General features: G+C 71.6%; 21 protein-coding genes. 9 read left to right on the top strand and 12 right to left on the bottom strand.

What is annotated here, in order from left to right; all coding sequences use genetic code 11:
• Positions 1-40: 40 nt before the first annotated feature.
• Positions 41-1,021 carry a Gfo/Idh/MocA family protein gene (locus Asi03nite_RS17620; protein ID WP_203681044.1) on the bottom strand — a complete coding sequence of 327 codons (981 nt, stop codon included), beginning with the start codon at positions 1,019-1,021 and terminating at the stop codon, positions 41-43.
• 59 nt (positions 1,022-1,080) lie between these two features.
• Between Asi03nite_RS17620 and Asi03nite_RS17615 the strand changes: the two genes are divergently transcribed.
• Positions 1,081-1,851 carry an NUDIX hydrolase gene (locus tag Asi03nite_RS17615; RefSeq protein WP_203681238.1) on the top strand — a complete coding sequence of 257 codons (771 nt, stop codon included), beginning with the start codon at positions 1,081-1,083 and terminating at the stop codon, positions 1,849-1,851.
• A gap of 293 nt (positions 1,852-2,144) precedes the next feature.
• Here Asi03nite_RS17615 and pstB read toward each other — a convergent pair whose 3' ends face one another.
• From pstB to Asi03nite_RS17585, 6 genes are all read right to left on the bottom strand, one after another.
• Positions 2,145-2,921 (bottom strand): phosphate ABC transporter ATP-binding protein PstB, encoded by a 777-nt coding sequence (pstB, locus tag Asi03nite_RS17610; RefSeq protein WP_203681042.1) that lies wholly within the window; start codon positions 2,919-2,921, stop codon positions 2,145-2,147.
• A 12-nt stretch (positions 2,922-2,933) separates the two neighbouring features.
• Positions 2,934-4,019, bottom strand: a complete 1,086-nt coding sequence (gene pstA / locus Asi03nite_RS17605) for a phosphate ABC transporter permease PstA (protein ID WP_203681041.1) — start codon at positions 4,017-4,019, stop codon at positions 2,934-2,936.
• 73 nt (positions 4,020-4,092) lie between these two features.
• The gene (gene pstC, locus Asi03nite_RS17600) at positions 4,093-5,163 is read right to left on the bottom strand and encodes a phosphate ABC transporter permease subunit PstC (protein WP_203681040.1); all 1,071 of its coding nucleotides are present in this window, start codon (positions 5,161-5,163) and stop codon (positions 4,093-4,095) included.
• A gap of 45 nt (positions 5,164-5,208) precedes the next feature.
• Complete coding sequence (pstS, locus tag Asi03nite_RS17595) at positions 5,209-6,309, bottom strand: phosphate ABC transporter substrate-binding protein PstS (protein ID WP_203681039.1); 1,101 nt, start codon at positions 6,307-6,309, stop codon at positions 5,209-5,211.
• Positions 6,310-6,594: 285 nt separating this feature from the next.
• On the bottom strand, positions 6,595-7,431 hold the full coding sequence (mshD, locus tag Asi03nite_RS17590; RefSeq protein WP_203681038.1) for a mycothiol synthase: 837 nt from the start codon (positions 7,429-7,431) through the stop codon (positions 6,595-6,597).
• 8 nt (positions 7,432-7,439) lie between these two features.
• Positions 7,440-8,156, bottom strand: coding sequence for a winged helix-turn-helix transcriptional regulator (locus Asi03nite_RS17585; RefSeq protein WP_203681037.1), 717 nt, complete (start codon positions 8,154-8,156; stop codon positions 7,440-7,442).
• A gap of 268 nt (positions 8,157-8,424) precedes the next feature.
• Here Asi03nite_RS17585 and Asi03nite_RS17580 point away from each other — a divergent pair, with 268 nt between their 5' ends.
• From Asi03nite_RS17580 to Asi03nite_RS17565, 5 genes are all read left to right on the top strand, one after another.
• The gene (locus tag Asi03nite_RS17580) at positions 8,425-9,435 is read left to right on the top strand and encodes a hypothetical protein (protein WP_239102754.1); all 1,011 of its coding nucleotides are present in this window, start codon (positions 8,425-8,427) and stop codon (positions 9,433-9,435) included.
• Between the two features lie 71 nt (positions 9,436-9,506).
• On the top strand, positions 9,507-10,292 hold the full coding sequence (locus Asi03nite_RS17575) for an LmeA family phospholipid-binding protein (RefSeq protein WP_203681035.1): 786 nt from the start codon (positions 9,507-9,509) through the stop codon (positions 10,290-10,292).
• Between the two features lie 57 nt (positions 10,293-10,349).
• Positions 10,350-10,442: an Ms5788A family Cys-rich leader peptide gene (locus Asi03nite_RS38935; protein ID WP_373872131.1), complete on the top strand. Its 93-nt coding sequence runs from the start codon at positions 10,350-10,352 to the stop codon at positions 10,440-10,442.
• A 173-nt stretch (positions 10,443-10,615) separates the two neighbouring features.
• The gene (locus tag Asi03nite_RS17570) at positions 10,616-11,464 is read left to right on the top strand and encodes a sulfurtransferase (protein ID WP_203681034.1); all 849 of its coding nucleotides are present in this window, start codon (positions 10,616-10,618) and stop codon (positions 11,462-11,464) included.
• 5 nt (positions 11,465-11,469) lie between these two features.
• A complete protein-coding gene (locus Asi03nite_RS17565; RefSeq protein WP_203681033.1) occupies positions 11,470-11,808 on the top strand; it encodes a DUF1416 domain-containing protein in 339 nt (112 codons plus the stop codon).
• A 216-nt stretch (positions 11,809-12,024) separates the two neighbouring features.
• Here Asi03nite_RS17565 and Asi03nite_RS17560 read toward each other — a convergent pair whose 3' ends face one another.
• Positions 12,025-13,287 carry an AI-2E family transporter gene (locus Asi03nite_RS17560; protein ID WP_203681032.1) on the bottom strand — a complete coding sequence of 421 codons (1,263 nt, stop codon included), beginning with the start codon at positions 13,285-13,287 and terminating at the stop codon, positions 12,025-12,027.
• 182 nt (positions 13,288-13,469) lie between these two features.
• On the opposite strand from Asi03nite_RS17560, the gene Asi03nite_RS17555 reads away from it, so the two are divergent.
• Positions 13,470-13,766 (top strand): GroES family chaperonin, encoded by a 297-nt coding sequence (locus Asi03nite_RS17555; protein ID WP_203681235.1) that lies wholly within the window; start codon positions 13,470-13,472, stop codon positions 13,764-13,766.
• On the opposite strand, the gene Asi03nite_RS17550 is transcribed toward Asi03nite_RS17555, so the two are convergent.
• Together Asi03nite_RS17550 and Asi03nite_RS17545 are read right to left on the bottom strand one after the other, a co-directional pair.
• Positions 13,757-15,394 (bottom strand): PrsW family intramembrane metalloprotease, encoded by a 1,638-nt coding sequence (locus tag Asi03nite_RS17550; RefSeq protein WP_203681031.1) that lies wholly within the window; start codon positions 15,392-15,394, stop codon positions 13,757-13,759. The genes Asi03nite_RS17555 and Asi03nite_RS17550 overlap by 10 nt on opposite strands.
• A gap of 43 nt (positions 15,395-15,437) precedes the next feature.
• Positions 15,438-16,586, bottom strand: coding sequence for an FUSC family protein (locus Asi03nite_RS17545; RefSeq protein WP_203681030.1), 1,149 nt, complete (start codon positions 16,584-16,586; stop codon positions 15,438-15,440).
• Positions 16,587-16,607: 21 nt separating this feature from the next.
• On the opposite strand from Asi03nite_RS17545, the gene Asi03nite_RS17540 reads away from it, so the two are divergent.
• Positions 16,608-17,255: an HD domain-containing protein gene (locus Asi03nite_RS17540; protein WP_203681028.1), complete on the top strand. Its 648-nt coding sequence runs from the start codon at positions 16,608-16,610 to the stop codon at positions 17,253-17,255.
• Between the two features lie 260 nt (positions 17,256-17,515).
• Here the strand turns inward: Asi03nite_RS17540 and Asi03nite_RS17535 are convergent, their stop codons facing one another.
• Positions 17,516-17,818 carry a DUF4031 domain-containing protein gene (locus tag Asi03nite_RS17535; protein WP_203681027.1) on the bottom strand — a complete coding sequence of 101 codons (303 nt, stop codon included), beginning with the start codon at positions 17,816-17,818 and terminating at the stop codon, positions 17,516-17,518.
• Entirely contained in the window at positions 17,815-19,629 is a 1,815-nt protein-coding gene (locus tag Asi03nite_RS17530) for a glycerol-3-phosphate dehydrogenase/oxidase (RefSeq protein WP_203681026.1), read from the bottom strand. Before Asi03nite_RS17530 ends, Asi03nite_RS17535 begins: the two co-directional genes overlap by 4 nt.
• A 90-nt stretch (positions 19,630-19,719) precedes the next feature.
• Here Asi03nite_RS17530 and Asi03nite_RS17525 point away from each other — a divergent pair.
• Positions 19,720-23,529: Ig-like domain-containing protein (locus Asi03nite_RS17525; protein ID WP_203681025.1), on the top strand; the 3,810-nt coding region annotated here is incomplete at its 3' end.

Here is a 23,529-nt window from a genome sequence, read left to right as displayed (position 1 = left end):
GGAGGTTCCTCCGGCACGACCAAGGGTGGCGGAACGCGGCCTACTGGTAGAACACGCCGATCTGCTCGCGGATCGAGTCCAGCAGGTTCATCACCTCGAGTGTCGTCGCCTGCGAGACCAGCGGACTCTCCAACTCTCCCGCCAGCAGACAACGCTGCACCTCGGCCGCCTCGAACTGGTACCCGTTCCCGGGGAAGTCGAAGTCGAACGTCTCCGGAGCCTTGTTCGGCCGGTTCAGCGTGAACGAGCGGGGCACCATGAACCCCGGCGGTATGTCGATCCGCCCGTCCGTCCCGGTGATCGACGCGGCGTTGCGGCTGGCGCCGTTGATGCTGCATGTCAGAGCCCCCACCGCGCCGGACTGCCAGCCGAGCAGGACACCGGTGTGCTCGTCGACGCGCTCCGGGGTGAGGTGCGCCCAGGCCTGGACCGAGGCGGGCACCCCCATGAACAGGTGGGCCAGGTGGATCGGGTAGACGCCGAGGTCGAGCAGCGCGCCGCCGCCCAGCTCGGGCGCCCGCAGGCGGTGGTCGGCGGCGAACGGGCCCTGCAGGCCGAAGTCCGCGTGGATCGAGCTGACCCAGCCGATCGCGCCCTCGTCGACCAGTTCCGCGGCCTTGCGGATGGCCGGGTTGCAGCGCATCCACATGGCCTCCATCAGGAACACGTTGTGCGCCCGGGCGGCCTCGACCAGCTGGGCGGCGGTCGGCAGGTCCAGCGTGATCGGCTTCTCGACCAGCACGTGCTTGCCGGCCTCGATGCACAGCAGGGCGCCGGCGTGGTGGTAGGCGTGCGGGGTGGCGACGTAGACCACGTCGACCTCGTCGTCGGCGGCCAGGGCGGCGTAGGAGCCGTGCGCCCGGGCGAATCCGTACTTCGATGCGAAGGCGTCGGCCGTCGCCTGGGAACGCGAGCCGACAGCGGCCAGCTCGGCGCCCGGCACCAGGGGGAGGTCCGCGGCGAAGGAGGCGGCGATGCCGCCCGGTCCGAGGATTCCCCAGCGAACGTTCTGTCTGGTCATGATCGATACCGTATCGCCCGCGGCGCGCATGGTGGCAGGATCGACCGGTGACCGAGCCGATGCCGCTACCGCCCGCGATGATCCAGAGGGCCCGGGAGTTCACCGGGCCCCCCGCGCCGGCCCGCCCGGCCGCGACGGTGGTCCTGCTCAGACCCGCGGATCCCGATTTCCAGGTGTACGTCCTGCGCCGGCGGACCACGATGGCCTTCGGCGGGGTGTACGCGTTCCCGGGCGGCGCCGTGGATCCGTCGGACTGCCCGGAAACGCTGCGCGACGACTGGCCGGCTCGTCTCGGCCTGTCCGGGGAGCAGGCCCGGGCGGTGGTCGGCGCCGCGGCGCGGGAACTGTTCGAGGAGGCCGGCGTGGTGCTGGCCGGGTCTGTGGCGGAGCCGGACCGCACGGTGGCCGACGCGGACGATCCCACCTGGGAGTCGGACCGGGCGGCGGTGCTGCGCCGTGAACTGACCATGGCGGAGCTGCTGGACCGGCGCGGCCTGCGGCTGCGCGACGACCTGCTGCTGCCCTGGGCCCGCTGGATCACCCCGGAGTTCGAGCCGAAGCGGTTCGACACCTGGTTCTTCGCCGCGCTGCTGCCCGAGTCGCAGAGCGCCCGCGACGTCTCCGGCGAGGCCGACCGCACCGCCTGGATCAACCCGGCCGAGGCGACAGATCTGCCGATGCTCCCGCCGACCCGTCACACGCTGAACCAGATCGCCGCCGCGGGCACGATCCCCGGCGTGGTAGCAGCCTCAGAACACCGCGACGCGGCAACCCCGGTGATGCCCCGAATCGACGTCGACCCGGACGGCACGGCCACGCTCTCGCTCTAACCCCCCGACCACTACGCATCCCGCCCGGAAGGACAAGCGGCACAACCACGCTCCCGCCTCCACCGCAACCACCACGCATCCCGCCCGGGAGAGCAAGCGGCACAACCACGCTCCCCCCACCGCAACCACCACGCATTTCGCCCGTCGATGCCGAGAGCGCCGAAAAAGAACAAGCGAAGCGCAGTTGTTTTTCGGCGCTCTCGGCATCGACCCAAAGGGGCGGAATGCCGCCGAGCGGAGCGAGGCAGTCAGGCCCAGCGAAATGCCGCCGAGCGGAGCGCAGGCAATCAAACTCAGCCGAATCGCCCGGTGATGTAATCCTCGGTCTTCTTCTGCGACGGGTTGCTGAAGATCTTCTGCGTGTCGGCGTACTCGATCAGGCGGCCCGGCTCGCCGGTCTTGTCGATCGAGAAGAAGCCGGTCTTGTCGCTGACCCGGGCGGCCTGCTGCATGTTGTGCGTGACGATGATGATCGTGAAGCGGTCCTTCAGCTTGAACATCAGGTCCTCGATCGCCAGCGTCGAGATCGGGTCGAGCGCGGAGCACGGCTCGTCCATCAGCACGACCTGCGGCTCGACCGCGATGGTGCGGGCGATGCAGAGGCGCTGCTGCTGACCGCCGGAGAGCCCGGCGCCGGGCCGGTCCAGGCGGTCCTTCACCTCGTCCCACAGGTTGGCGGAGCGCAGCGACTTCTCGGCGGCGTCGTCGAGGAGCGACTTCTTCTTGACGCCGTTGAGCTTGAGACCGGCCACCGCGTTCTCGTAGATCGACATCGTGGGGAACGGGTTGGGCCGCTGGAAGACCATGCCGATCATGCGACGGACGGCGGTGATGTCCACGTCCGGGTCGTAGATGTTCTGGTCGTCGATCGTCAGCCGGCCCTCGATCCGGGCGTTCGGCAGGACCTCGTGCATGCGGTTGATCGACCGGAGGAAGGTCGACTTTCCGCAGCCGGACGGACCGATCAGGGCGGTGATCGTCTTCGGCTCGACGGTCATGGAGACGTTGTCGATCGCCTTGAAGGAGCCGTAGTAGGAGGAGACGTTGCTCGCCTCGATGCGCTTGGCCATGGGGAACCTTCTTTACCGGGTCAACTTGTTGCGACGGGCGAGCAACTTGGCGGCGATGGTCAGGATCAGCACGAGCGCCACCAGGGTGAGCGCGGCCGTCCAGGCCCGGGCCGGCGCGAACTTCGAGGCGTCCGCGGCCTGCTGGTACACGTAGAGCGCCAGCGAGGCCTGGCCGCCGCTGAACGGATCGAAGTTGATCCGCGCGAGGCCACCCGCGACCAGCAGGACCGGGGCCGTCTCGCCGGCCGCGCGGGCGACGGCGAGCATGACGCCGGTGACGATGCCGGGCGCCGCGGTGGGCAGGACGATCTTGAGGATCGTCTTCCACTGCGGGACGCCGAGCGCGTACGAGCCCTCCCGCAGTGGCCCGGGCACCAGGCGCAGCATCTCCTCGGTGGAGCGCACGATGGTCGGCAGCATCAGCACGGTCAGCGCCAGGGAGGCGGCGAACCCGGAGTACTCCGGGTTGCCGTCGTTGAACCACTTGCTGACGACCAGCACCCAGAAGGAGAGGACGAACAGACCCGCGACGATCGACGGGATGCCGGTCATCACGTCGACGAAGAACCGGATCGTGCCGGCGAACCTGCCCCGGCCGTACTCCACCAGGTAGATCGCGCCGAGCACGCCGAGCGGCACGGCGAACAGGGTGGCGATGCCGACCTGCTCCAGGGTGCCGACGATGGCGTGGTAGGCGCCGCCGTTGGCGTCCCGGGCGCCGATGTTCGCCATCGAGGTGCCGAAGAAGTCGCCGTCGAGCCGGCCGGCGCCCTTGGAGATCAGGGTCCAGATCACCGAGGCGAGCGGCAGGACGGCGAGCAGGCAGGCGGTGTGGATGGCGGCCTGCCACATCCGGTTGCGGGCGGCCCGTTTGCCCTCCACCCGCCCGGCCGCGAAGTTGAGGCCGGCGAGGTACAACACGCCACCGAGCACGATCACCAGCACCCAGTTGCCGATGCCGGTGGTGAGCACCACGACTGCCGACACGGCGAAGGCGACCACCGCGACGAGCAGGTTCGCCACCAGCGGGAATCTGCGGCTGCGGATGTTGTCCGGCGTCATCACGACTTGCGGCATCTCGCGATCGACGAGGCTCATGCCGGCACCCCGTTCCGCTGCGTGGCGGCGGGAGCCGACGGGCTGTGCTTGATCTGGCGTTCGCTGCGCTCACTCATGCGGCACTGTCCCGGAACTCGCGGCGACGGTAGATGATCGCCCGCGCCGTCATGTTGACGATCAGGGTGATCGCGAACAGCACCAGGCCGGAGGCGATCAGCGCGCCGCGACCGGTGTCGTTCGCCTCGTTGAAGGAGTTGGCGATGTTCGCGGCGATCGAGTTGCCGCCGGTCTGGATCAGGTTGAAGGAGATCTCCCAGGTGATGCCGAGAGTCAGCGCCAGCGCGATGGTCTCGCCGAGCGCGCGGCCCAGCCCGAGCATCACCGCGGCGATCACACCGGGCTTGCCGTACGGCAGCACCGCGGTGCGGATCATCTCCCACTTGGTCGCGCCCAGAGCCAGCGCGGCCTCTTCGTTCATCCCCGGGGTCTGCTGGAAGACCTCCCGGGAGAGGGACGTGACGATCGGCAGCACCATGATCGCGAGGACCAGGCCGCCGAGCATCAGCGACTGGCCGAACGGGCCCTCGCCCCCGAAGATCGGCAGCCAGCCGAAGTAGTGGTTGAGCCAGACCGAGAAGTCCCGGACCGGCTGCTGGAACAGGTCGCGTCCCCAGAGTCCGAAGACCACGCTGGGCACCGCGGCGAGCAGGTCGATCACGAAGCCGAGCGGGGTGGCCAGCCGGCGCGGGGCGTAGTGCGTCAGGAACAGCGCGATCCCCAGCGCGATCGGGACCGCCACGACGAGCGCGATCAGCGACGTCAGCACCGTGCCGAGGGCCAGGACCGCGATGCCGAAGGCCGGGGTCGCCTCGTTCGGGCTCCAACGGTTGTAGGTCAGGAAGTTCTCGCTGTCGGCCTGGATGGCCGGGATCGCCTTCGAGATCAGGAAGACGGCGATCGCGACGATGATGACCAGCACCATCGCGCCGGCGGCCGTGGACAGGCCGCGGAAGCCGGTCTCCAGGGAGAACCGGGACTTCTTCGGCAGGGCACCGCCCCCGCCGATCGGGGGCTCTTCGTAAGCGCTCGGGGATACGCCGGAGCCGGCACCCTGAGCATGACGGGGAGTCACGCCCAGGTGGCCGGCGGTGGAGTTCACCGAGCGGGAGGGGTAGTCACCCATCTACGCGCTCGCTGTCGTCTCGGAGGGATGTGCGAACCGGGGGTTTCAGGAGATCTTGCCGACCGAGGCGGCGACCTTGGCGCGCACCGACTCGGGCAGCGGCGCGTAGCCCAGGTCCTTCAGCTTGGTCTGGCCCTCGGCGCTGGTGGTGTACTTCAGGAAGCCCTGGACCGCCTTGCCCTTCGCGGCGTCCGCGTACTTGGTGCAGACGATCTCGTAGGTGGCCAGGACGATCGGGTAGGCGCCCGCGGTGGTGGCGTTGTAGTCGATGTCGAGCTTCAGGTCGTCACCGGTGCCGGCGACCTTGGCGCCCTCGATGGTCTTGCCGGCCGACTCGGGGGTCAGCTCGGTGAACTCGCCGGCGCCGTTCTTGATCTTGGCGGTCTGCAGGCTGCTGTTCTCCGCGAAGGACAGCTCGACGTAGGAGATGGTGTTCGGGGTGCCCTTGATCTTGGCCGCGACACCGTCCGACTTGTTGGCGCCGGTGCCGCCCGGAGCCGCCCACGCCTTGGCGTTGCCGTAGGTCCAGTCGGCCTCGGCGCTCTTGCTCAGGTACTTGGTGAAGTTGTCGGTGGTGCCGGACTCGTCGGCGCGGTGGACCGCCTCGATGGTGGCGTCCGGCAGCTTGGCGCCGGAGTTCTCGGCGGCGATGGCCGGGTCGTTCCACTTGGTGATCTTGCCGGAGAAGATCTTGGCGAGGGTGGCCGACGAGAACTGCAGGCCGTCGGCGTCCTGAACGTTGTAGACCACGGCGATCGGGCCGACCACCATCGGCAGGTTGATGGCCGTCGAGCCGCACTTGGCGTCGGCGGTCTTCTGCTCGTCGTCCTTCAGGGCCGAGTCGGAACCGGCGAAGTCGGCGAGGCCGGTGGTGAAGGCCTTGACGCCGGCCCCGGAGCCGTTCGGGTTGTAGTCGATCTTCGCGCCCGAGCAGGAGGCGGTGTACGCCTTGATCCACTCGTCCATGGCGTTCTTCTGAGCGCTGGAGCCCTGAGCCGAGATGGTGCCACCAACGCAGGTGCCGGCGGACGGGGCGGCGGCACCGGTGGCGGTGTCACCGCCGTCGTTGTCCGAGCCGCACGCGGTGAGCGCGATCGTCGCAGTCAGAGCAATGCCGGCAACCAGACCGGACCGCTGGAACTTCACGGTTGTCGTCCCCTTCGGGTTCAGTGCAGCCGGTCGCTCACCGGCTCGAAGAGAAACTAAGAGCGCCAAGTGACCTGTGAGTCGGGCGCGAATGAACCGGGGGTGAACTCGTCCGGCCCGCCAAGTGACCTTCCCCTGAGGGTCAGTTGTCGGTTGAATGAACTGCTATCTCCCTACCCGGAATGTCGGATATACCGGTCGCCTCGTGACCGCAGCGAGATAGTGCCTTGTCCGCGGCGTTACCAAGGGACGCGCCGACACGGGTCGGTGCGGGGCGGTCGGCCGTCAGGCGCGGTGGTAGTTCACGTCCGTCTTGTGGATCTCGAAGCCGAGCCGCCGGTACAGCTTCACGGCAGCCTCGTTCGACTCGTCCACGTAGAGGATCGACCACTCCAGGCCGGCGTCCGCGAGATGCCGCAGGCCTGCCACGCTCAGGGCGGCGCCCAGACCGCGCCGGTGCCCGGACGGGTCCACTCCGAGCACGTAGATCTCGCCCAGCGCCGGATCGTCGCCGGCCGGCGGGTGCACCTTGGTCCAGTGGAAGCCGGCCACGGTATCGGTGATGTCCACGGCCAGCAGGAAGCCAGCCGGGTCGAACCAGGGCTCCGCCTCACGCAGCCGCAGGTCCTCCAAGGTCCAGCGGCCCTGCTCCGGATGGTGCGCGAAGGCCCGGCCGTTCACCTCGAGCCAGGCCTGCTCGTCGGAGCCGGGACGGAACCCGCGGATCGTCAGGCCCTCCGGCAGCGGCACGTCCGGCAGGGGCTCGAGCAGGGAACGACGCATCTGCCAGAGCACCCGGGCCCGGGTGAAACCGTTGCGCTCGGCGAAGGCACGGGCGCCGGGATCGTCACCGTGCGCCCAGATCTGCAGCGGGCCGGAACCGATCGCGGCGAGCAGCGCGGTGCCGTGGCCCTGCCTGCGGTGTGCCGGATGGACGACCAGCTCGCCGGCGCCGTCCTCGGCGAACGCGTACCCGGCCAGGCTGCCCTCCGGCGCGTGGGCCAGGAAGTGCTCACCGCCGCCGTTGCGGACGCGCAGCTCCACGTCCTCGGAGAGGGGATAGGCCGCCGCGGCGGCCAGGGCCAGGACAGCCTCGGTCGCCGAGGCGGGTAACCTCTCCATCGCGGCGCTCAGACCGGGAGCGAGATCGGGTCGTTGTCCGGCAACTGGCGGCCGGTCGGCGGGGTCACGAACTTGTAACCCACCTGGCGCACGGTCCCGATCATCGACTCGTACTCCGAGCCGAGCTTCGCCCGCAGACGCCTGACGTGCACGTCGACGGTGCGGGTGCCGCCGAAGTAGTCGTAACCCCAGACCTCGCGCAGCAGCTGGTCACGGGTGAAGACCCGGCCCGGGTGCTGGGCCAGGAACTTGAGCAGCTCGAACTCCTTGTAGGTGAGGTCGAGCGGGCGGCCCTTGAGCTTCGCGGCGTAGGTGTCCGGGTCGATGTTGAGCTCACCGGCCCGGATCGAGCCGCCGGCCCCGGCGGTCGCGTTGTTCAGCCGGCCGACGCAGAGCCGCAGCCGGGCCTCCACCTCGGCCGGACCGGCGCCGGCCAGGATGACGTCGTCGACACCCCAGTCCGCGTTCAGCGCGATCAGGCCGGCCTCGGTCACCACCGCGACCAGCGGGACACCGATGCCTGTGGCGTGCAGCATGCGACAGGTGGCACGCGCCTCGGAGAGCTCCGACCGGGCGTCGACCAGCACCGCGTCCGGGCTCGGCCCGGACACCAGGGTGCGCACGTCACGGGGGGCGGTCCGTACCGAGTGGGGCAGCAAATCCAGGGCGGGCAGCACGGCGGAAGGCTCACCGGCACGTGCCGTCACCAACAGAAGGATCTCCACACTCACCTCCGTCCTCGCGGCAACCGACGGCCGCTCGGGTGACCCGGTTCGCGCAGCTCGGAGCTTCGCCACCGGAGAGACTGGGCCCGGCGTCACCGACGGGTGGGTTGCCGTTACCTTAACCGATGCATCGGACGTGGCGACCGGTTCGCGCTCGCAAGTGATGCAGCAAACGCCTGCTAGGTGCCATAACGCCCGCTTCGTAACAAGGCTTTTACATCCGGGCGGCGAATTGGGCGCCCGGCGCGGTTCTGGCACCATCGCTGTCGTGTTTCCCTCCATGCCCCAGGACGACCCCTGGGACGCCGACGCCTCCCGTGACGTCGCGCGCCTGACTCCGGGCCGCCCGAAAGCCGGGATGTACGGCGCCGTGCCGGACGAGGACCCCGACGAGCGCCCCGGCCCCGGCGCGCCGGATCCGGACGAGGAGGAGTTCGAGGAGATCGAGGTCGTCCCGGTCCGGGCCAAGCTGTCGGTGGCTATCGGCGGGTTCGCGGCGCTGCTCGCGGCGGCGCTGCTCGCCGGCACCCTGACGACCGGGCCGGACGTGCGGATGCCGTACGCCGTCGTGCTCTTCGGCATTCAGCTTCTCGGCCTGCTCGCCTGGACCATGGCGCTGAACCCGCCGGCCGCCTCGGCGACCGCCGCGGTGGTCGGCGTCGCCGGCCTGGCCGGCTGTTATCTGGTGGCCACCGCGGACCGGGCCGGGCTGACCCCGCTGTTGTACGTGACGGTGGCCGGTTTCCTGGCCGCGCTGATCGCCCAGGCGGTCCGCGCGCAGGACCGGCACCGGATCGGCGACTCCTGGCGGACCACTCTGCTGATCGTGCTCGGCGTGGTGGCGTACGCGATTCCGATCGTGCTCAGCCGCCAGCCACTGGGCGACCAGGCGATCCTGGTCTGCTGCACCGGCGCCGGGCTGGCGCTGCTGGTCGCCCGGCTGACCGACGCGGTCTTCCCGAAGCCGCGGATCGCCGCGCAGGTGCCCCGCGGCGCGGCCGGCATCGTCCTGGGCGCGATGGTGGGCACGTTCGCCACCGCGTGGCTCGGCAGCCAACTGGTCTTCCCGTTCACCCCGGCCAAGGGCGCGGTGGCCGGCCTGGTCGCCGCGGTCGCCGCGATCCTGGTCGACCTGGCGGTGAACTTCGGTGAGGCCGGTCGCCGGCTGGCCGGTGAGACGCCGACGTTCTGGCTGGCCCGGCACATGACCGGCCCGCTCGGCGGCTTCGCGCTGACGTTCGGCGCGGCGTACCTGCTGGTCCACTTCTATCTCCGATGAACCATCCGTTTCGCGGCTCCGTGGACCGGGGCATGTACGGTGCTCGGCAGTCACGAACCGGGGAGGGCGCTGTGGCCGAGGTGTACGAGACCGCTCCGCGCCGCCGTCGTGGGCGCGGGCTGCTGATCTTCGTGGTGATCCTGCTGCTCCTGCTGCTCGGCGGCGCGTTCGTCGCGGACCGGTGGGGCAAGGGGTTCGCCGAGGGCGTCATCGCCGACAAGGTCGCCGAGCAGGTGCGCGCGCAGCGGGCGACGAGCGACACCCCCGAGGTGACGATCGAGGGCTTCCCGTTCGTCACCCAGGTGCTCGACGGGCGGTACCAGGAGATCCACATCCAGGTGCCGAACCTGACCGCGCCGATCGAGAACGACAGGAAGATCGCCCTGCCGGTGCTCGACATCCACGCCAAGGACGTGCGGGCCTCGCTGGACACGCTGCGCAGCGGCGCCGGCGACGTCGTGGTCGGCGCCGTGACGGCCAACGGCACCATCGACTACCCGCAGCTGGTCGCCCTGCTCGGGCAGAAGGGCGTGCAGCTCTCCGAGAAGGACGGCAAGCTGATCGGCGCGGTCCGGGTCACCGCGCTCGGCCAGCAGGTCGACCTGTCCGGCACCGCCAAGCTGACAGTGGTCGAGAACGCGATTCAGGTACGTTTCGCCGACGTGAAGGCGACGAATCTGCCGGACCTGCCGCTGATCCAGAACATCGTCGACGCGCAGGCCCGGCGGATGGCCCTGGACATCCCGGCGCCGAAGCTCCCGATGCAGCTCAAGGTGCAGTCGGTGACCGCCACCCCGGCCGGGCTGAACGTCACGTTCGGGGCCGACGAGGTGAACCTCAACGCGGGCGGCCTGTGACCCCCGCCTCGTCCCGGATCGTGGTTGGTACTGTTCCGTGCCCTGGGACCGCTGGTAATGTCCCGAACCATGAGCCCGTTGCTCACGAAAAGGCGTGCGGTCGACCTGTGCCGCATGGCCGCGTGCCTGTGTCGTCCCGTCACTGACTGACGGGGCCACTCGGTGCTGAGCACCCTCTTCCTTTAGCCCAGGGCATCTCTCTGTCCGGCAGTGGCGCCGTCGCACGACCAGCCCGTGATCCCACCAAGTTATGGGTCCGCGCGGGGTGCGACCACACCTCCGTGCGCTGACTCTCCCCTCACCCACCATCAGGGAGTGAATCGATGAGTCGCGACACCGCACTCGTGTCGGCCGACTGGGCCGAGCAGAACCTGGAGACCCCCGGCATCGTCTTCGTCGAGGTCGACGAGGACACCACCGCGTACGACGGTGGCCACATCCCGGGCGCGATCAAGATCGACTGGAAGCAGGACCTGCAGGACCCGGTCCGCCGCGACTTCGTCAACCAGGAGCAGTTCTCCGCGCTGCTGTCCGAGCGGGGCATCTCCAACGACGACACCGTGATCCTCTACGGCGGCAACAACAACTGGTTCGCGGCGTACGCGTACTGGTACTTCAAGCTGTACGGCCACGAGTCGGTCAAGCTGCTCGACGGCGGCCGCAAGAAGTGGGAGCTCGACGCCCGCACGTACACCAAGGACGTGCCCAGCCGCGAGAAGACCAACTACCAGGCCAAGGCGCCGGACCTGGAGATCCGCGCGTTCCGCGACGAGGTCGTGCAGGCCATCGGCGTGAAGAACCTGGTCGACGTGCGCAGCCCCGACGAGTTCGCCGGCCGCCTGCTCGCCCCGGCGCACCTGCCGCAGGAGCAGTCGCAGCGCGCCGGTCACATCCCGACCGCGATCAGCGTGCCGTGGAGCAAGGCCGCCAACGAGGACGGCACGTTCAAGTCCGACGAGGAACTCGCCAAGATCTACGGCGACGCCGGGCTGGACGGCAGCAAGGACACCATCGCGTACTGCCGGATCGGTGAGCGCTCCTCGCACAGCTGGTTCGTGCTCAAGGAGCTGCTCGGCCACGAGAACGTGAAGAACTACGACGGCTCCTGGACCGAGTACGGCTCGCTCATCGGTGTGCCGATCGCCCTCGGCGACGAGCCCGGAAAGGCGTGACCGTCATGACCTCTCCCACCGCTGCCAACATCGCGGCCGGCTGCGCCGCTCCCGACCAGTCCGCTCCCCTCCCCGCGAGCGTCGACCTGCAAAAGGAAACCGTCATCACCGGCGTCGTGCGCACCGCCGAGGGCGAGCTGGTCGGCGGCGCCTACGTCCGCCTGCTCGACTCGTCCGGCGAGTTCACCGCCGAGGTCGTCACCTCTCCCGAGGGCGTCTTCCGCTTCTTCGCCGCGCCGGGCTCCTGGACGCTGCGCGCCCTGAGCCGATTCGGCAACGGCGAGCTCGCCGTGGACGCCGCCCGCGGCGTCAACGAGGTCGCGCTCGGCGTCGCCACGGTCTGACCGCTCACGCTCTGTTTCGGGGCGGGATCCCTTCGGGGCTCCCGCCCTTTTCACACCCCCGTCGATGGGTACGCCGCCAGCCCGCAGCGTGTGTCCAGGGCCCGGAGACGCCCCTGGGGACCAGCCGGGGCCGGGCGCCGCGCTACCTTCCGGGCCGGCCCCGGCGTCGCGTGGCGGGCGCCAGGGGGCCGTTCCACAGACGTACGACCGCGGGTCTCATCTCTGGCCACCCGCCGTGACCACCACCGCGTCGGGCGGGATCTCCGGACGGCGGCGGGACAGCCGGCGGATGCCGGTGTTCAGGACCGCGATCAGCGGGACCGCGACAAGCGCCCCGATGATCCCGGCCAGCACCACGCCGCAGGCGATCCCGATGATCACCGCGAGTGGGTGGATCGCCACCGCCCGGCCCATGATCAGGGGCTGCAGGACGTGGCCCTCCAGCTGCTGAACCAGGATCACCGCGCCCAGCGTGATCAGCGCGACCACCCAGCCCTGCCCGACCAACGCGACCAGCACCGCCACCGCGCCGGACACGCTGGCGCCGACGATCGGCACGAAGGCGCCCAGGAACACCAGCGCGGCCAGCGGGAACGGGAACTGCACGTCCAGGATCAGCAGGGCCAGCCCGATGCCGACCGCGTCGATGAAGGCCACCAGGACGGTCGCCCGGACGTAGGCGCCCAGCGTGGTCCAGGACGCGTCCCCGGCGTCGGCCAGCGACCAGCGGGCGTTGACCGGGAACAGCCGGACGATGAAGCGCCAGATCTTGCGCCCGTCGCGCAGGAAGAAGAACGTCGAGAAGAGGACCAGCAGCAACCCGGTGAGCAGCTCGAAGACGGTTGCCGCGGTGGAGATGCCGGTCGAGGTGAGCGACGAGGTGTTGTCGTTCACCCAGTTCTGCGCCGAGTCGATGGCCTGGTCCACCTGGTGGTCGGACAGGTGCAACGGGCCGGTCCGCGCCCAGTCCTGGATCTGCCGGACGCCGGCGCTGGCCTTCTCGGTCAGCTGCGGCAGCCCGTCGATGAACTGGTTGACCACCAGGGTCAGCGTGCCGGCCACCGCGCCCAGGCCGCAGATCAGCACCAGGAAGGTGGCCAGGGAGCGTGGCAGGCGCAGCTTGAGCAGCCAGCCGACGGCCGGGCCGAGCAGCGCGGTGAGCAGCAGCGCGATGGCGAGCGGAACGACCACCACGCTGACCATGCCGATGAAGCGGAGCCCGACGTAGCCGATCAGGCCGACCACGATCAGCCGCCAGCTCCAGGCCGCCGCGATCCGCAGCGAGTGCGGCACGTCCACGTCGTCCAGGCTGCTCGTCGAGCCGTGCACCACGGCCGGCTCGGGAGCGGGCGGGGTGAACTCGACGTCCTCCTCCGGCTCCGGATCCGGCGGCCGTTCGATGCGCGCCACCCGGACCGACTCCCGTCCCGTGTCGTAGGCCCTGCGCAGGTTCTCCCGGACACGTTGCAAGCGGTTCAACCGCCTACCCCCTCGCCCCAGTCGTCACACCATCCACACCGTAGTGCCCTCACGTACGGAAATCGCCCCGTGACCCACCCCGCGCGATCCGGACCACTCGGATCGGCCCGGCGGGAGGCGGCGTACCGTCTGCATTCGTGAGCGCCGACACCACCCGTACCGAGAACGGACTGCCGATCCGGATGCTGCACGACCGCGTCCTCGTGCGCCAGGACGGCGGGGAGGGCGAGCGCCGCTCCACGGCGGGCATCGTCATCCCGGCCACCGCCTCGATGGGGCGGCGGCTCTCCTGGGCCACCGCTGTCGGTGTCGGGCCGAACGTCCGGTCGATCGTGGTCGGTGACCGGGTCCTGTTCGACCCGGACGACCGTTCCGAGGTGGAACTGCACGGCAAGGAGTACGTGCTGCTCCGCGAGCGGGACGTGCACGCGGTCGCGGCCACCCGGGTCGACGCGGACGGCACCGGCCTCTACCTGTAGGGCGGGTACTGCCCGGGGTACTGCGGGCCGGGGTACTGCGGGGACGCCGGCTGCGTGCCCGGCTGCTGCGGGAACGCCTGCTGGGCGCCGGGATGCTGCGCAGGCGGCGGGTACGCGCCCGGATGCTGCGCAGGCGGCGGGTAAGCGCCCGGATGCTGCGCAGGCGGCGGGTACGCGCCCGGGGGCGGTCCGTAGGCGTACACCGGCATCGGCGGCGGCAGCCGCACCGGGACCGGCATGACCGGTTCGGCCGGCGGCGCCACCGTGCGCACCACCCCGTCCGGGAAGGTGATCCGGTAGGCCTGCCCGTCCCACCAGGCCGGCGGTGTCTGCGGGTCGCGCCCGGCGAAGACCGAGCGATACCCGGTGACCGCGGCGAGCAGCTCGCGCTCCTCCACGCCCGCCTTCTCCATCTCCCGCGCGTCGCCGGCCAGCCCGCGCTGCATGCCGTCGCGCAGGATGGCCAGCCGGGTCGCGGCGAACTGGAAGCTGCGCATCGCCTTCATCCCGGGCGGGCCGGCCACCCGCCTGGCCCACTGCCGGGCCGAGTGCCGCCGGCCCAGGCTGCCCAGCGCTGCCACCTCGGGCGGCGCGAACCAGCCGGCGCGCACGTAGTGGTGCAGCACCCGCTCGGTCAGCCGGCCCTCCCAGCTGCGCAGCGCGATGGCGAAGCCGACCACCGCGAAGAAGAACGGCACCATGAACCCGAGATAGCCGTACAACATGATCAGGGATTCCCCGGTGGCCGCGGAGAGCGTCGGCAGCAGGTTGAACGTGCCGTGCAGGATCATCGCGAGCAGCCAGCCGCCGATCGGCGCCAGCCAGCGCACGTGCCGGTCCGCGGTGCGCGCCGCGATGCCCAGTCCGATGCCGGTCATCGAGGTGAAGAGCGGGTGCGCGAAGCCGGTGAACAGGATCCGGACGATGAAGATCAGGAAGACGTTGGTCAGGCCGGTGGCCGGCCCGTACTGCTCGGCGCCCGAGGCGTAGCCGTGTCCGCCCAGATAGAGCACGTTCTCCACCATGGCGAAGCCGAGCGCGGAGAGGCCGCAGTAGACGATGCCGTCGGTGATGCCGGACCACTCGGCGCGGCGCCGCCAGAACAGCAGGACCGGGCCGACAGCCTTCATCGACTCCTCGACGAACGGCGCCACCAGGACCGCGACCAGCGCGTCCGGCAGGCCGATCTTCTCGAACAGCCAGGCCGCGCCGGTGTTGACGGCCAGCGCCACAGCGGTCGCCACCGCGGCGCCCCAGGCGAAGCAGAAGATCAGGTACTTCACCGGCTCCGGCTCGTACCTGTCGAGCCAGGCGAACGCGCTGGCCAGCAGCGGGACCGGGAGGATCGCCGCGGTCAGGCCGATGGCGAGGCCGGTCACCCCGATGCTGTAACCCAGGAAGATCAGCATGGCGATGGCGGCCACCGCGATCAGCGCGATCACGCCGGTCACCGGCAGCCAGCGGCGCCAGCCGGAGCGCCGGCCCGGGACCGGGGCGACGGTCCGCGCCGCGTCGGCCGGGAAGGGCGGCACGGCGTCGGCGGTGACGCTCGGAGGAGCCGGCTCGGCGGCGATGCCGGAGCGAGCCGGCTCGTCGGGGAGCGGAGGGGGCGGCGGATCGTCGGCCATGCCCGCCAGCGTAGTCACCGGCGGCGCCCGGGACATGCCCGGATCAGTCCGGGGGCGGGGCCGGCCGGGAGCGCGCGGCCCGTTGCCTCGCCCCGTGCGGCCGCCCGCGCCAGCCCACCGCGTTGCGCACCTGCCGGGTGGCCTCCGCGTACTCCACGCCGGTGGCGCGCAGCACGTCCGCCACCGAGGTACGGATCTGGGCCACCACCACGCCGCCGGAATAGCCGACGCCGGTGTCGTACGCCCGCCCCGACTCGGCCGCCGCCCGCAGCGCCCGTTCCCGCGCGGCCACCGGTTCGGCCCCGCGCGACCACTCCCGCCGGAGCAGGTCCACCGCGTCACCGAGGTGCCGCACCGAGGCGGGCAGCACCTCCGGGATTCGCTCCCGGTCGTTCAGCGCGGTCTGCGCCCGGCGGATCATCACGCGCACGTTGCGCAGGGCGTAGGTGAGCTGGGGCGCGCCGTCGACGTACTGCGCCAGGGCGCCACGGCTGCGCCAGCGCACCGGCGCGAAGGCGACGTTCTCCCGGGCGGCGTCGATGGCCGTACTGAAGGCGGCGAACGTGCCCTCGGCGGACCGTAACCTGCTCAGCGCGGCCTGGATGACGTCGGGATCGCCCTCGGAGAGGCCGAGCGCGGCCTCGTGCAGGCCGGCGGTGAAGGCGCGCAGCGCCGGATCCGCGGCTCGGCGCACCACGCTGAGCGGGTTGATCGGCAGCAGCACCGTCATCACCGCCAGACCGATTCCGCCACCCACCAGCGCGTCCAAGAACCTGGTCCACGGATGCCCGGTCTGCACGGTCAGCGTGGCGACCAGCACCGCCGAGGAGGCGGACTGCACGATCAGCGGGGATCCGCCGCCCGCCGCGATGGCCACCAGCACGGCGAACAACACGATCAGGCCGATCTGCACCGGACCGTTCCCGATCAGCAGGATGATGCCGTCGCCCAGACCGATCCCGACCGCCACGCCGGCCACCAGCTCGGCGGTGCGCCGCATCCGCTGCCCCACCGCCGAGGCCAGCGTGATCACCGCGGCGACCGGCGCGAAGAACGGCGTGGGCCGTCCGATCAGGTCATGCGCCACGAACCAGGCGAGTCCCGCGGCGAGACCGGACTGCAGCGCGAGCATCAGGCCGGCGCGGACCCGCTTCGCCGCCGCGTCGACGCGATCCTTCGCGACGCCGATCATGCGTGCTACCTCCGTGCCAGGATGACCATCGTGACATCTTTGCCCGACCAGTTCCGGGCGGCGGCGCGGGGCGCCGGCGCCACCGCCGACGACACGGACCTCGACTCCGCCGCAAATTACCTGCTCACCCGCTGGAACGAACCACAACGCCACTATCACGACGTGACCCACCTCTCCGCGGTGCTGGAGGTGGTCGACCGGTTCGCCGACCTGGCCCCGAACCCGGACCGGGTCCGGCTGGCCGCGTGGATGCACGACGCGGTCTACGACCCGCGGGCGCTCGGCGACGCGAACGAGCGGGACAGCGCGGAGTTCGCCCAGGGTCTGCTGGTCACGCTCGGTGTCCCGGAGCCGGCGGCGGCCGAGGTGGCCCGGCTGGTCGGCCTGACCGCCGGCCACGCCACCGAGGAGAACGATCCGGACGGCGAGCTGCTGTGCGACGCCGACCTGGCGATCCTCGCCGCCGACGAGGAGCGGTACGCCCGCTACAGCGCGGCGATCCGCCGGGAGTACGCGCACGTTCCGGACGGCGATTTCCGGGCCGGTCGGTCGCGGGTGCTGCACGAGCTGCTTAAGCTGCCGTCGATCTACCGGCTGGCGCCGATCCGGGACCAGTGGGAGGCGCGGGCTCAGGCCAATCTCCGGGCCGAGCTGGAGGCGCTCGCCTAGGACGATTCGCCGGTACGCCCGTTGAACGGTCCCGCGGCGCCGGGGAACGCGATGCCGTGACCACCCCGGGCCGCGACGCGGCACCCGGGCCCGGCTCGCCTCCAGGGGTGTCTCGCGCCCTCGCCAGACACCCCTCACCGCCACCCGGGAGTGGGCGGCGCGGGCGGCCGGGACCACCAGCGGGGTCGCGGCCGGCGGGCCAGGCGGAGAGGTGTTCCGGGGGCGGTCACGCGGACAGGCGATCAGGCGGCGGGCCGGTGTCAGGGGGCGGTCACGCGGGAACGCGTTCCGGCGGCGGTTCGGACCGACAGGTGTTTGGGGCGGCGCAGGCCGGCGGCCCGGAGCCGGGCCGCCAGCTCGCGGGACGGGACCAGCGTCGCGCCCAGCCAGAGGGCGCTGCGGAACCGGGCGGCCGGGATGTCGTAGTGGTCGCGGTCGAAGGCCCGCCGCGGCGACCCGAGCATCTCCGCGAAGGCGTGCAGCTCCGCGTACGACACGTCGCTGACCAGGTGGGACCACAGGTGCCCACGCCCCGGCCAGCGGGGCTCGTCGACGAGGATCAAAGGTCGACTTCGAGCAGGTCGTGCGGGGCGGCGTGGTGACCGCGGTCGGCGGCCAGCCCGCGCACGTCCGGGGCGCCGACCCGCGCGGCGTCGGCGGCCAGGTCGTCCGGCATGGTCTGGCTCTGCCGTTCGGCGGTGACCCGCGCCAGGTAGTGCTCGACCTCGCGGGTGCGGACCGTCTCGTCCCAGCCGAGGACCGCGCCCATCACGCGCGCGGCGTGCTCGGCCGACTCGGCGCCGCGGTGCGTGGTCTCGATCGAGATGCGGGTGCGGCGGGTGAGCACGTCGTCCAGGTGCAGAGCGCCTTCGGCGAGCGCCGCGTACGCCACCTCGACGGCCAGGTACTCCGGGGCGCCGTCGAGCGGGACGGCCAGACCGGGCTCGGCTTCCATCATGGCGAGCAGGTGGACGGTGAGCGTGCCGTACCGCTCCAGAAGGTGCTCGACCACGCCTGTGGTGACGCCGTGCCGGCGGGCCATGTCCTGCCGGTCGCGCCACGCGGCGGCGTAGCCGTCCGCGCCGAGCAGCGGCAGCTGGTCGGTGCGGGACGCGCGGAACTCGCCGCCCAGCCGGCGCACCGCCTGGTCGATCACGTCGGCGGCCATCACCCGGTACGTCGTGTATTTGCCGCCGGCCACCATCAGCAGGCCCAGCATCGGCTCGACGACCGCGTGCTCGCGGGACAGCTTGGAGGTGGAGTCGGCCTCGCCGGAGAGCAGCGGGCGCAGGCCGGCATACACCCCCTCGATGTCGTCAGTGGTCAGCGGCCGGTCCAGCACCGCGTTGACCTGGTCGAGCAGGTAGCGGATGTCGCGGGCCGAGGCGGCCGGGTGGGAGCGGTCGAGCTCCCAGTCGGTGTCGGTGGTGCCGATGATCCAGTGGCCGCCCCAGGGCAGCACGAACAGCACGGAGGTGGCGGTGCGCAGGATCAGCCCCGCCTCGCCGGTGATCGCCGAGCGGGGGACCACCAGGTGCACCCCCTTGGAGGCGCGCACCCGCAGGCCGGGGCGCACGCCGACGTCGCGGAGCATCTCCGACATGTCGTCGCTCCACACGCCGGTGGCGGCGACCACCGTCCTGGCCCGGACCTCGAACTCGGGTGAGCCGGGCGACTCCAGGTCGCGCACCCGGACGCCGACCACCTCGCGCGCCTCGCGCACGAAGCCGGTGACGCGGGCGCTGGTGACCACCGCGGCGCCCTGCGCGGCAGCGGTGCGGGCCAGGTTGACCACCAGGCGGGCGTCGTCCATCTGGCCGTCGTAGTAGCGGATCGCGCCGGTGATCTTGTCGGCGCGCAGGCTGGGGAACAGGTGCCGGGCGCCGTCCCGGCTCAGGTGCCGGTGCAGGGGCATGCCCCGGCCGCCGCCGAAGACGCCGGCGAACGCGTCGTAGGCCGCGACGCCCAAACCGTAGTAACCCCGCTGCCAGACCCGCTTCACCGGGTTCGCCGCGGGCAGCGGCACCAGGATCGGCACCGGGCGGACCAGGTGGGGGGCGAGGCGGGTGGCGAGCAGGCCACGCTCGGTGAGCGCCTCGTGCACCAGGTGCAGCTCGAGCTGCTCCAGGTAGCGCAGGCCGCCGTGGATCAGCTTGCTGGAGCGGCTGGACGTGCCGGCGGCGAAATCGCGCGCCTCGACCAGGGCCACCTTGAGACCTCGGGAGGCGGCGTCGACCGCCGCGCCGGCGCCGGTGACCCCACCGCCGATCACCAGGACGTCGAACTTTTCGTCACGCAGCCGCCGCAGGTCGGTCGCGCGGCGGATCGGGGAGAGACGGCCGGCGGTGTAGCGGGAGACGGAGGGATCGCGCACCCGTCCCAGGTTAGCCCGTACCCGGGTCACCCGGGCGGAGGAATGTGGTCCGGGCCACACCCGCCGGTGACGGCGATTAGCGTACCGATCATGCGTCGCACCGCCGCCGCGGTCCTGCTGATCTGGGCGGTCGTCCTGGGGACGTGCGCCCTCCTCGCCGGAGGCGGCCAAGCCGCGGCGGCCGGGTTCGCGCTGCGCTTCGAGGCGAACACCAACGGCTCGATCCTGCTGCGCGGCAACGCCAACCTGGTCTGTCCGAGCATCGCCATCGGCTGCCCGGCCGGCCGTGACGGCGCCGGGAGCAGACTGGACGACAACGACTTCGCGATGGTGAACGCGGACGCCGACCAGGATTCGGGCACGGTGAACGACAGCACCGCGACGGTGGCGCTGCCGCCGGGCAGCACTGTGCTCTTCGCCGGTCTGTACTGGAGCGCCAACACCACCGCCGGGAGCCTCGGGACCGCTGCGCGGGCGGCGGACGACCAGGACCGGGTGCGCCTCAAGACCCCGGCGGGCGGCGGCTGGCAGTGGGTGACGGCGACGACGGTGTACGGCACGGGCACCCCCTACCAGGGCTTCGCCGACGTGACCGGGTTGGTCGCCGGCGCCGGCAGCGGGGTGTACGGGGTGGCCGACATCCAGGCCGGCACCGGTGTCGACCGGTTCGCCGGTTGGGCGCTCGCGGTGGCCTACCGGAACCCGGCAGAGGTGCTGCGGGCGCTCCGGGTCTACGACGGGCTGGCCACGGTCAGCTCGGGCAGCCTGGACATCGCGGTGAGCGGCTTCGAGACGCCGCACTCCGGTTCGGTGCGGGCCGAGGTGGGAACCGTGGCGTACGAGGGGGATCTCGGCAAGCGGGGCGACGCGCTGGGCCTGAACGGGCAGCCGATGTCGGACGCCGCCAACCCGGTGGACAACTTCTTCAACAGCACGGTGAGCGGCGGCGGGGCACCGGTCGGCGGCCGTGCCCCGGGCTACGCCAACCTGTTCGGCGTCGACATCGACCAGCTGGACGCGACGGACAAGCTGGGGCACGCGGTCACCTCGGCCACGCTGACGCTCACCACCAGCGGTGACACGTACTACCCGGGCGTGGTCACGTTCGCCATCGACCTGTACGCCCCCAAGCTGGTCACCACGGTCACCGGCACCGACCTGAACGGCGGCGACCTGCTGCCCGGCGACGTCGTCGAGTACCGGATCGAGGTACGCAACGAGGGCAACGACACCGCCGACTCGACAGTGCTCACCGACACGATCCCGGCCTACGCCGGCTACCTGCCCGGCTCGATGCGGATCCGCGGGACGCCGGCCGCCGACTCGATCAGCGGCGGGCGGATCGACGTGGCGCTCGGCGACCTCCCCTACCAGGGGGTCACCTGGGTGACGTTCCAGGTGCGGATCGATCCGGCCACGCCGCCCGGTCACGCGATCACCAACCTGGTGAGCCTGAGCTACACCGGCCACACCGCCGGGGTGGGCGTCTCCGGCCTGGCCGGGACCTCGGCCGGGGTGGTCGCTCCCGGACGGTCCGACCTGGCCGCCACGCTGAGCGCGGCGCCGGCCGTGATCCAGGGCAGCGGTCCGGTGACGTACCTGGCCACGATCACCAACAACGGGGTCTCCACGGAACCGGACCCGCGTGCGGAGCTGACCCTGCCCGCCGGGGCCACGGTGGGCGCGCTGCCCGCTGGATGCACCGCGTTCGCCCAGGTGGTGACGTGCGTGATCGGCCCGCTGGCGCCGGGCAGCCGGGCCACGGTGGCGATCCCGGCGACGGCGACGTCCGCCGCCGTCCGGGCCTTCGGCACGAACGTCGACCCGGTTCCCGGCAACAACTCAGCCGGCGCCACGGTGCTGGTCAACCTCAAGCCGCACGCGGTCGCGGACCTCGCGCCGCCCGGGACCGTCCCGGTGCTGGCCAACGACGACGATCCGGACGGCCCGAACCGGGACCTCACCGTCACGATCACCACGCCACCCGCCCACGGGACGGCGGTCGTACTGACCGGCGGCACGATCGAGTACACGCCGGCGGCGGGCTGGGCCGGCGACGACCCGTTCACGTACACGATCACCGACGCGTACGGCGCCAGTGACAGCGCGGTGGTCACCGTCCGTACTCCCAATGCCCCACCCGTTCCCGCCGACGACGCCGCCGCGGTCGACACCGGTCGCACCGTCATCGTCCCGGTCACCGCCAACGACAGCGATCCGAACGGCGATGCGCTGACCGTCACCGCGGTCACCGACCCGGGCGCGGGCGCCGTCGCGGTGCTCGGCAACGCGATCGTCTTCTCCCCGCTCGTCACCTTCGTCGGCACGGCCACCTTCACCTACACCGTGAGCGACGGGCAGGACACCGCCACCGCGCAGCTCCGCGTCACCGTCGCGAACGCGGTCCCGACCGCCGCCGGCGACCTGGCCACCGTCGGCCACCTGGGCACCGCGACGATCCGGGTGCGGGACAACGACAAGGACATCAACGGCGACCCGCTCACCCTCGTCTCGGTCGGCACGCCGGCGCACGGCACCGCTACGGCGGCCGGGAACGACGTCGTCTACCAGGCCACCGACCCGACGTTCGCGGGCACCGACACGTTCGGCTACACCATCACCGACAGCCACAACGGGTCCGCGTCCGCGCAGATCACGGTCACCGTCGAGAACGCGCCGCCCACCGCTGCCGACGTCACCACCGGCACCGACTACCTGACCCCGCGCGACATCGACGTGCTGACCGGCGCGAGCGATCCGAACACCACAGACGTCCTGTACGTCAGCGGCACGAGCGACCCCGCCCACGGCTCCGTCCTGCGCGACCCCTCGGGCAGGCTCGTCTACACCCCGGACGCCGGCTGGTCCGGGACGGACACGTTCACGTACACGCTGAACGACGGCCAGGGCGGCACCGACACCGGCACGGTCACGATCGTCGTGGCGAACGCCCCGCCGACCGCCCGCGACGACGTGGTGACCCGGCCCGCCGGCCAGCCGTCGACCATCGAGGTGCTGCTCAACGACGACGACCCGAACGGCGACCCGCTCACCGTCGGCATCGACACGCCCGCCTCGAACGGCCTGGCGACCGTGACCGCCGGCCGGGTCGACTACCGTCCGGTCGCCGGATACGCCGGCCCGGACACGTTCCACTACACGATCACCGACGGGCGCGGCGGCACGTCCGGGGCCACTGTCACCGTCGAACTGGTGAACGCGGGGCCGACGGCTCGTCCGGACACCGCGTCGACCCCCGCGGACACCGTGGTCACCGTCGACCTGACCGGAAACGACGACGACCCCAACGGTGACCCGGTCACCCTGGTTGCCTGGACCGCCGCCGCGTACGGGACGGTCACCGCCGGCCCGGCCGGGTCCGTGGTCTACACCCCCGCCCCCGGCTTCACCGGCGCCGACACGTTCGCCTACACGGTGGCGGACCCGCACGGTGGCACGGACACCGCTGTGGTCACGGTGGTGGTCCGCAACGCCCCGCCGATTGCCGTGGACGACGTGTTCCGGGTCGGCGAGCAGGTCACGACGCCTCTCCCGGTGCTGGCGAACGACCGGGATCCGAACACCGGGCAGGCGCTGAGCGTGCTCTCCGCCGGACCGGCCGCGCACGGCACGGTCGTGGTCACCGGGCCGCTCACCGTGAGTTACACACCGGCGCCCGGCTTCGCCGCGGACAACTTCGGTTACGTGCTCACCGACGACCTGGGCGGCACCGACTCGGCCACGGTCACGATCACGGTCGAGCCCGCGCCGCTTCCGGTCACCCTCCCGGCGAGCCGGAGCCCGGTCACACCCGGCGTCACCATCACCACGAGCGCGCCGGTCACCCCCGGCGCAACTGCCACGCCGAGCGCGACAGCCACGCCCACGCCGAGCACCACC

Source organism: Actinoplanes siamensis (assembly GCF_016862395.1).
Taxonomy (GTDB): Bacteria; Actinomycetota; Actinomycetes; order Mycobacteriales; family Micromonosporaceae; genus Actinoplanes; species Actinoplanes siamensis.
This window is presented reverse-complemented; position numbering and strand designations above follow the sequence as displayed.

Excerpts from the sequence above, each read along its gene's own strand:
- pstB (WP_203681042.1), bottom strand. The coding sequence starts at position 2,921 with ATGGCCAAGCGCATCGAGGCGAGCAACGTCTCCTCCTACTACGGCTCC.
- Asi03nite_RS38935 (WP_373872131.1), top strand. The coding sequence starts at position 10,350 with ATGTCCCGAACCATGAGCCCGTTGCTCACGAAAAGGCGTGCGGTCGAC.
- Asi03nite_RS17550 (WP_203681031.1), bottom strand. The coding sequence starts at position 15,394 with ATGGCCGACGATCCGCCGCCCCCTCCGCTCCCCGACGAGCCGGCTCGC.
- Asi03nite_RS17565 (WP_203681033.1), top strand. The coding sequence starts at position 11,470 with ATGACCTCTCCCACCGCTGCCAACATCGCGGCCGGCTGCGCCGCTCCC.
- Asi03nite_RS17615 (WP_203681238.1), top strand. The coding sequence starts at position 1,081 with ATGCCGCTACCGCCCGCGATGATCCAGAGGGCCCGGGAGTTCACCGGG.
- Asi03nite_RS17555 (WP_203681235.1), top strand. The coding sequence starts at position 13,470 with ATGCTGCACGACCGCGTCCTCGTGCGCCAGGACGGCGGGGAGGGCGAG.
- Asi03nite_RS17570 (WP_203681034.1), top strand. The coding sequence starts at position 10,616 with ATGAGTCGCGACACCGCACTCGTGTCGGCCGACTGGGCCGAGCAGAAC.
- Asi03nite_RS17620 (WP_203681044.1), bottom strand. The coding sequence starts at position 1,021 with ATGACCAGACAGAACGTTCGCTGGGGAATCCTCGGACCGGGCGGCATC.
- pstC (WP_203681040.1), bottom strand. The coding sequence starts at position 5,163 with ATGGGTGACTACCCCTCCCGCTCGGTGAACTCCACCGCCGGCCACCTG.
- Asi03nite_RS17540 (WP_203681028.1), top strand. The coding sequence starts at position 16,608 with ATGACCATCGTGACATCTTTGCCCGACCAGTTCCGGGCGGCGGCGCGG.
- mshD (WP_203681038.1), bottom strand. The coding sequence starts at position 7,431 with ATGGAGAGGTTACCCGCCTCGGCGACCGAGGCTGTCCTGGCCCTGGCC.
- Asi03nite_RS17545 (WP_203681030.1), bottom strand. The coding sequence starts at position 16,586 with ATGATCGGCGTCGCGAAGGATCGCGTCGACGCGGCGGCGAAGCGGGTC.
- pstA (WP_203681041.1), bottom strand. The coding sequence starts at position 4,019 with ATGAGCCTCGTCGATCGCGAGATGCCGCAAGTCGTGATGACGCCGGAC.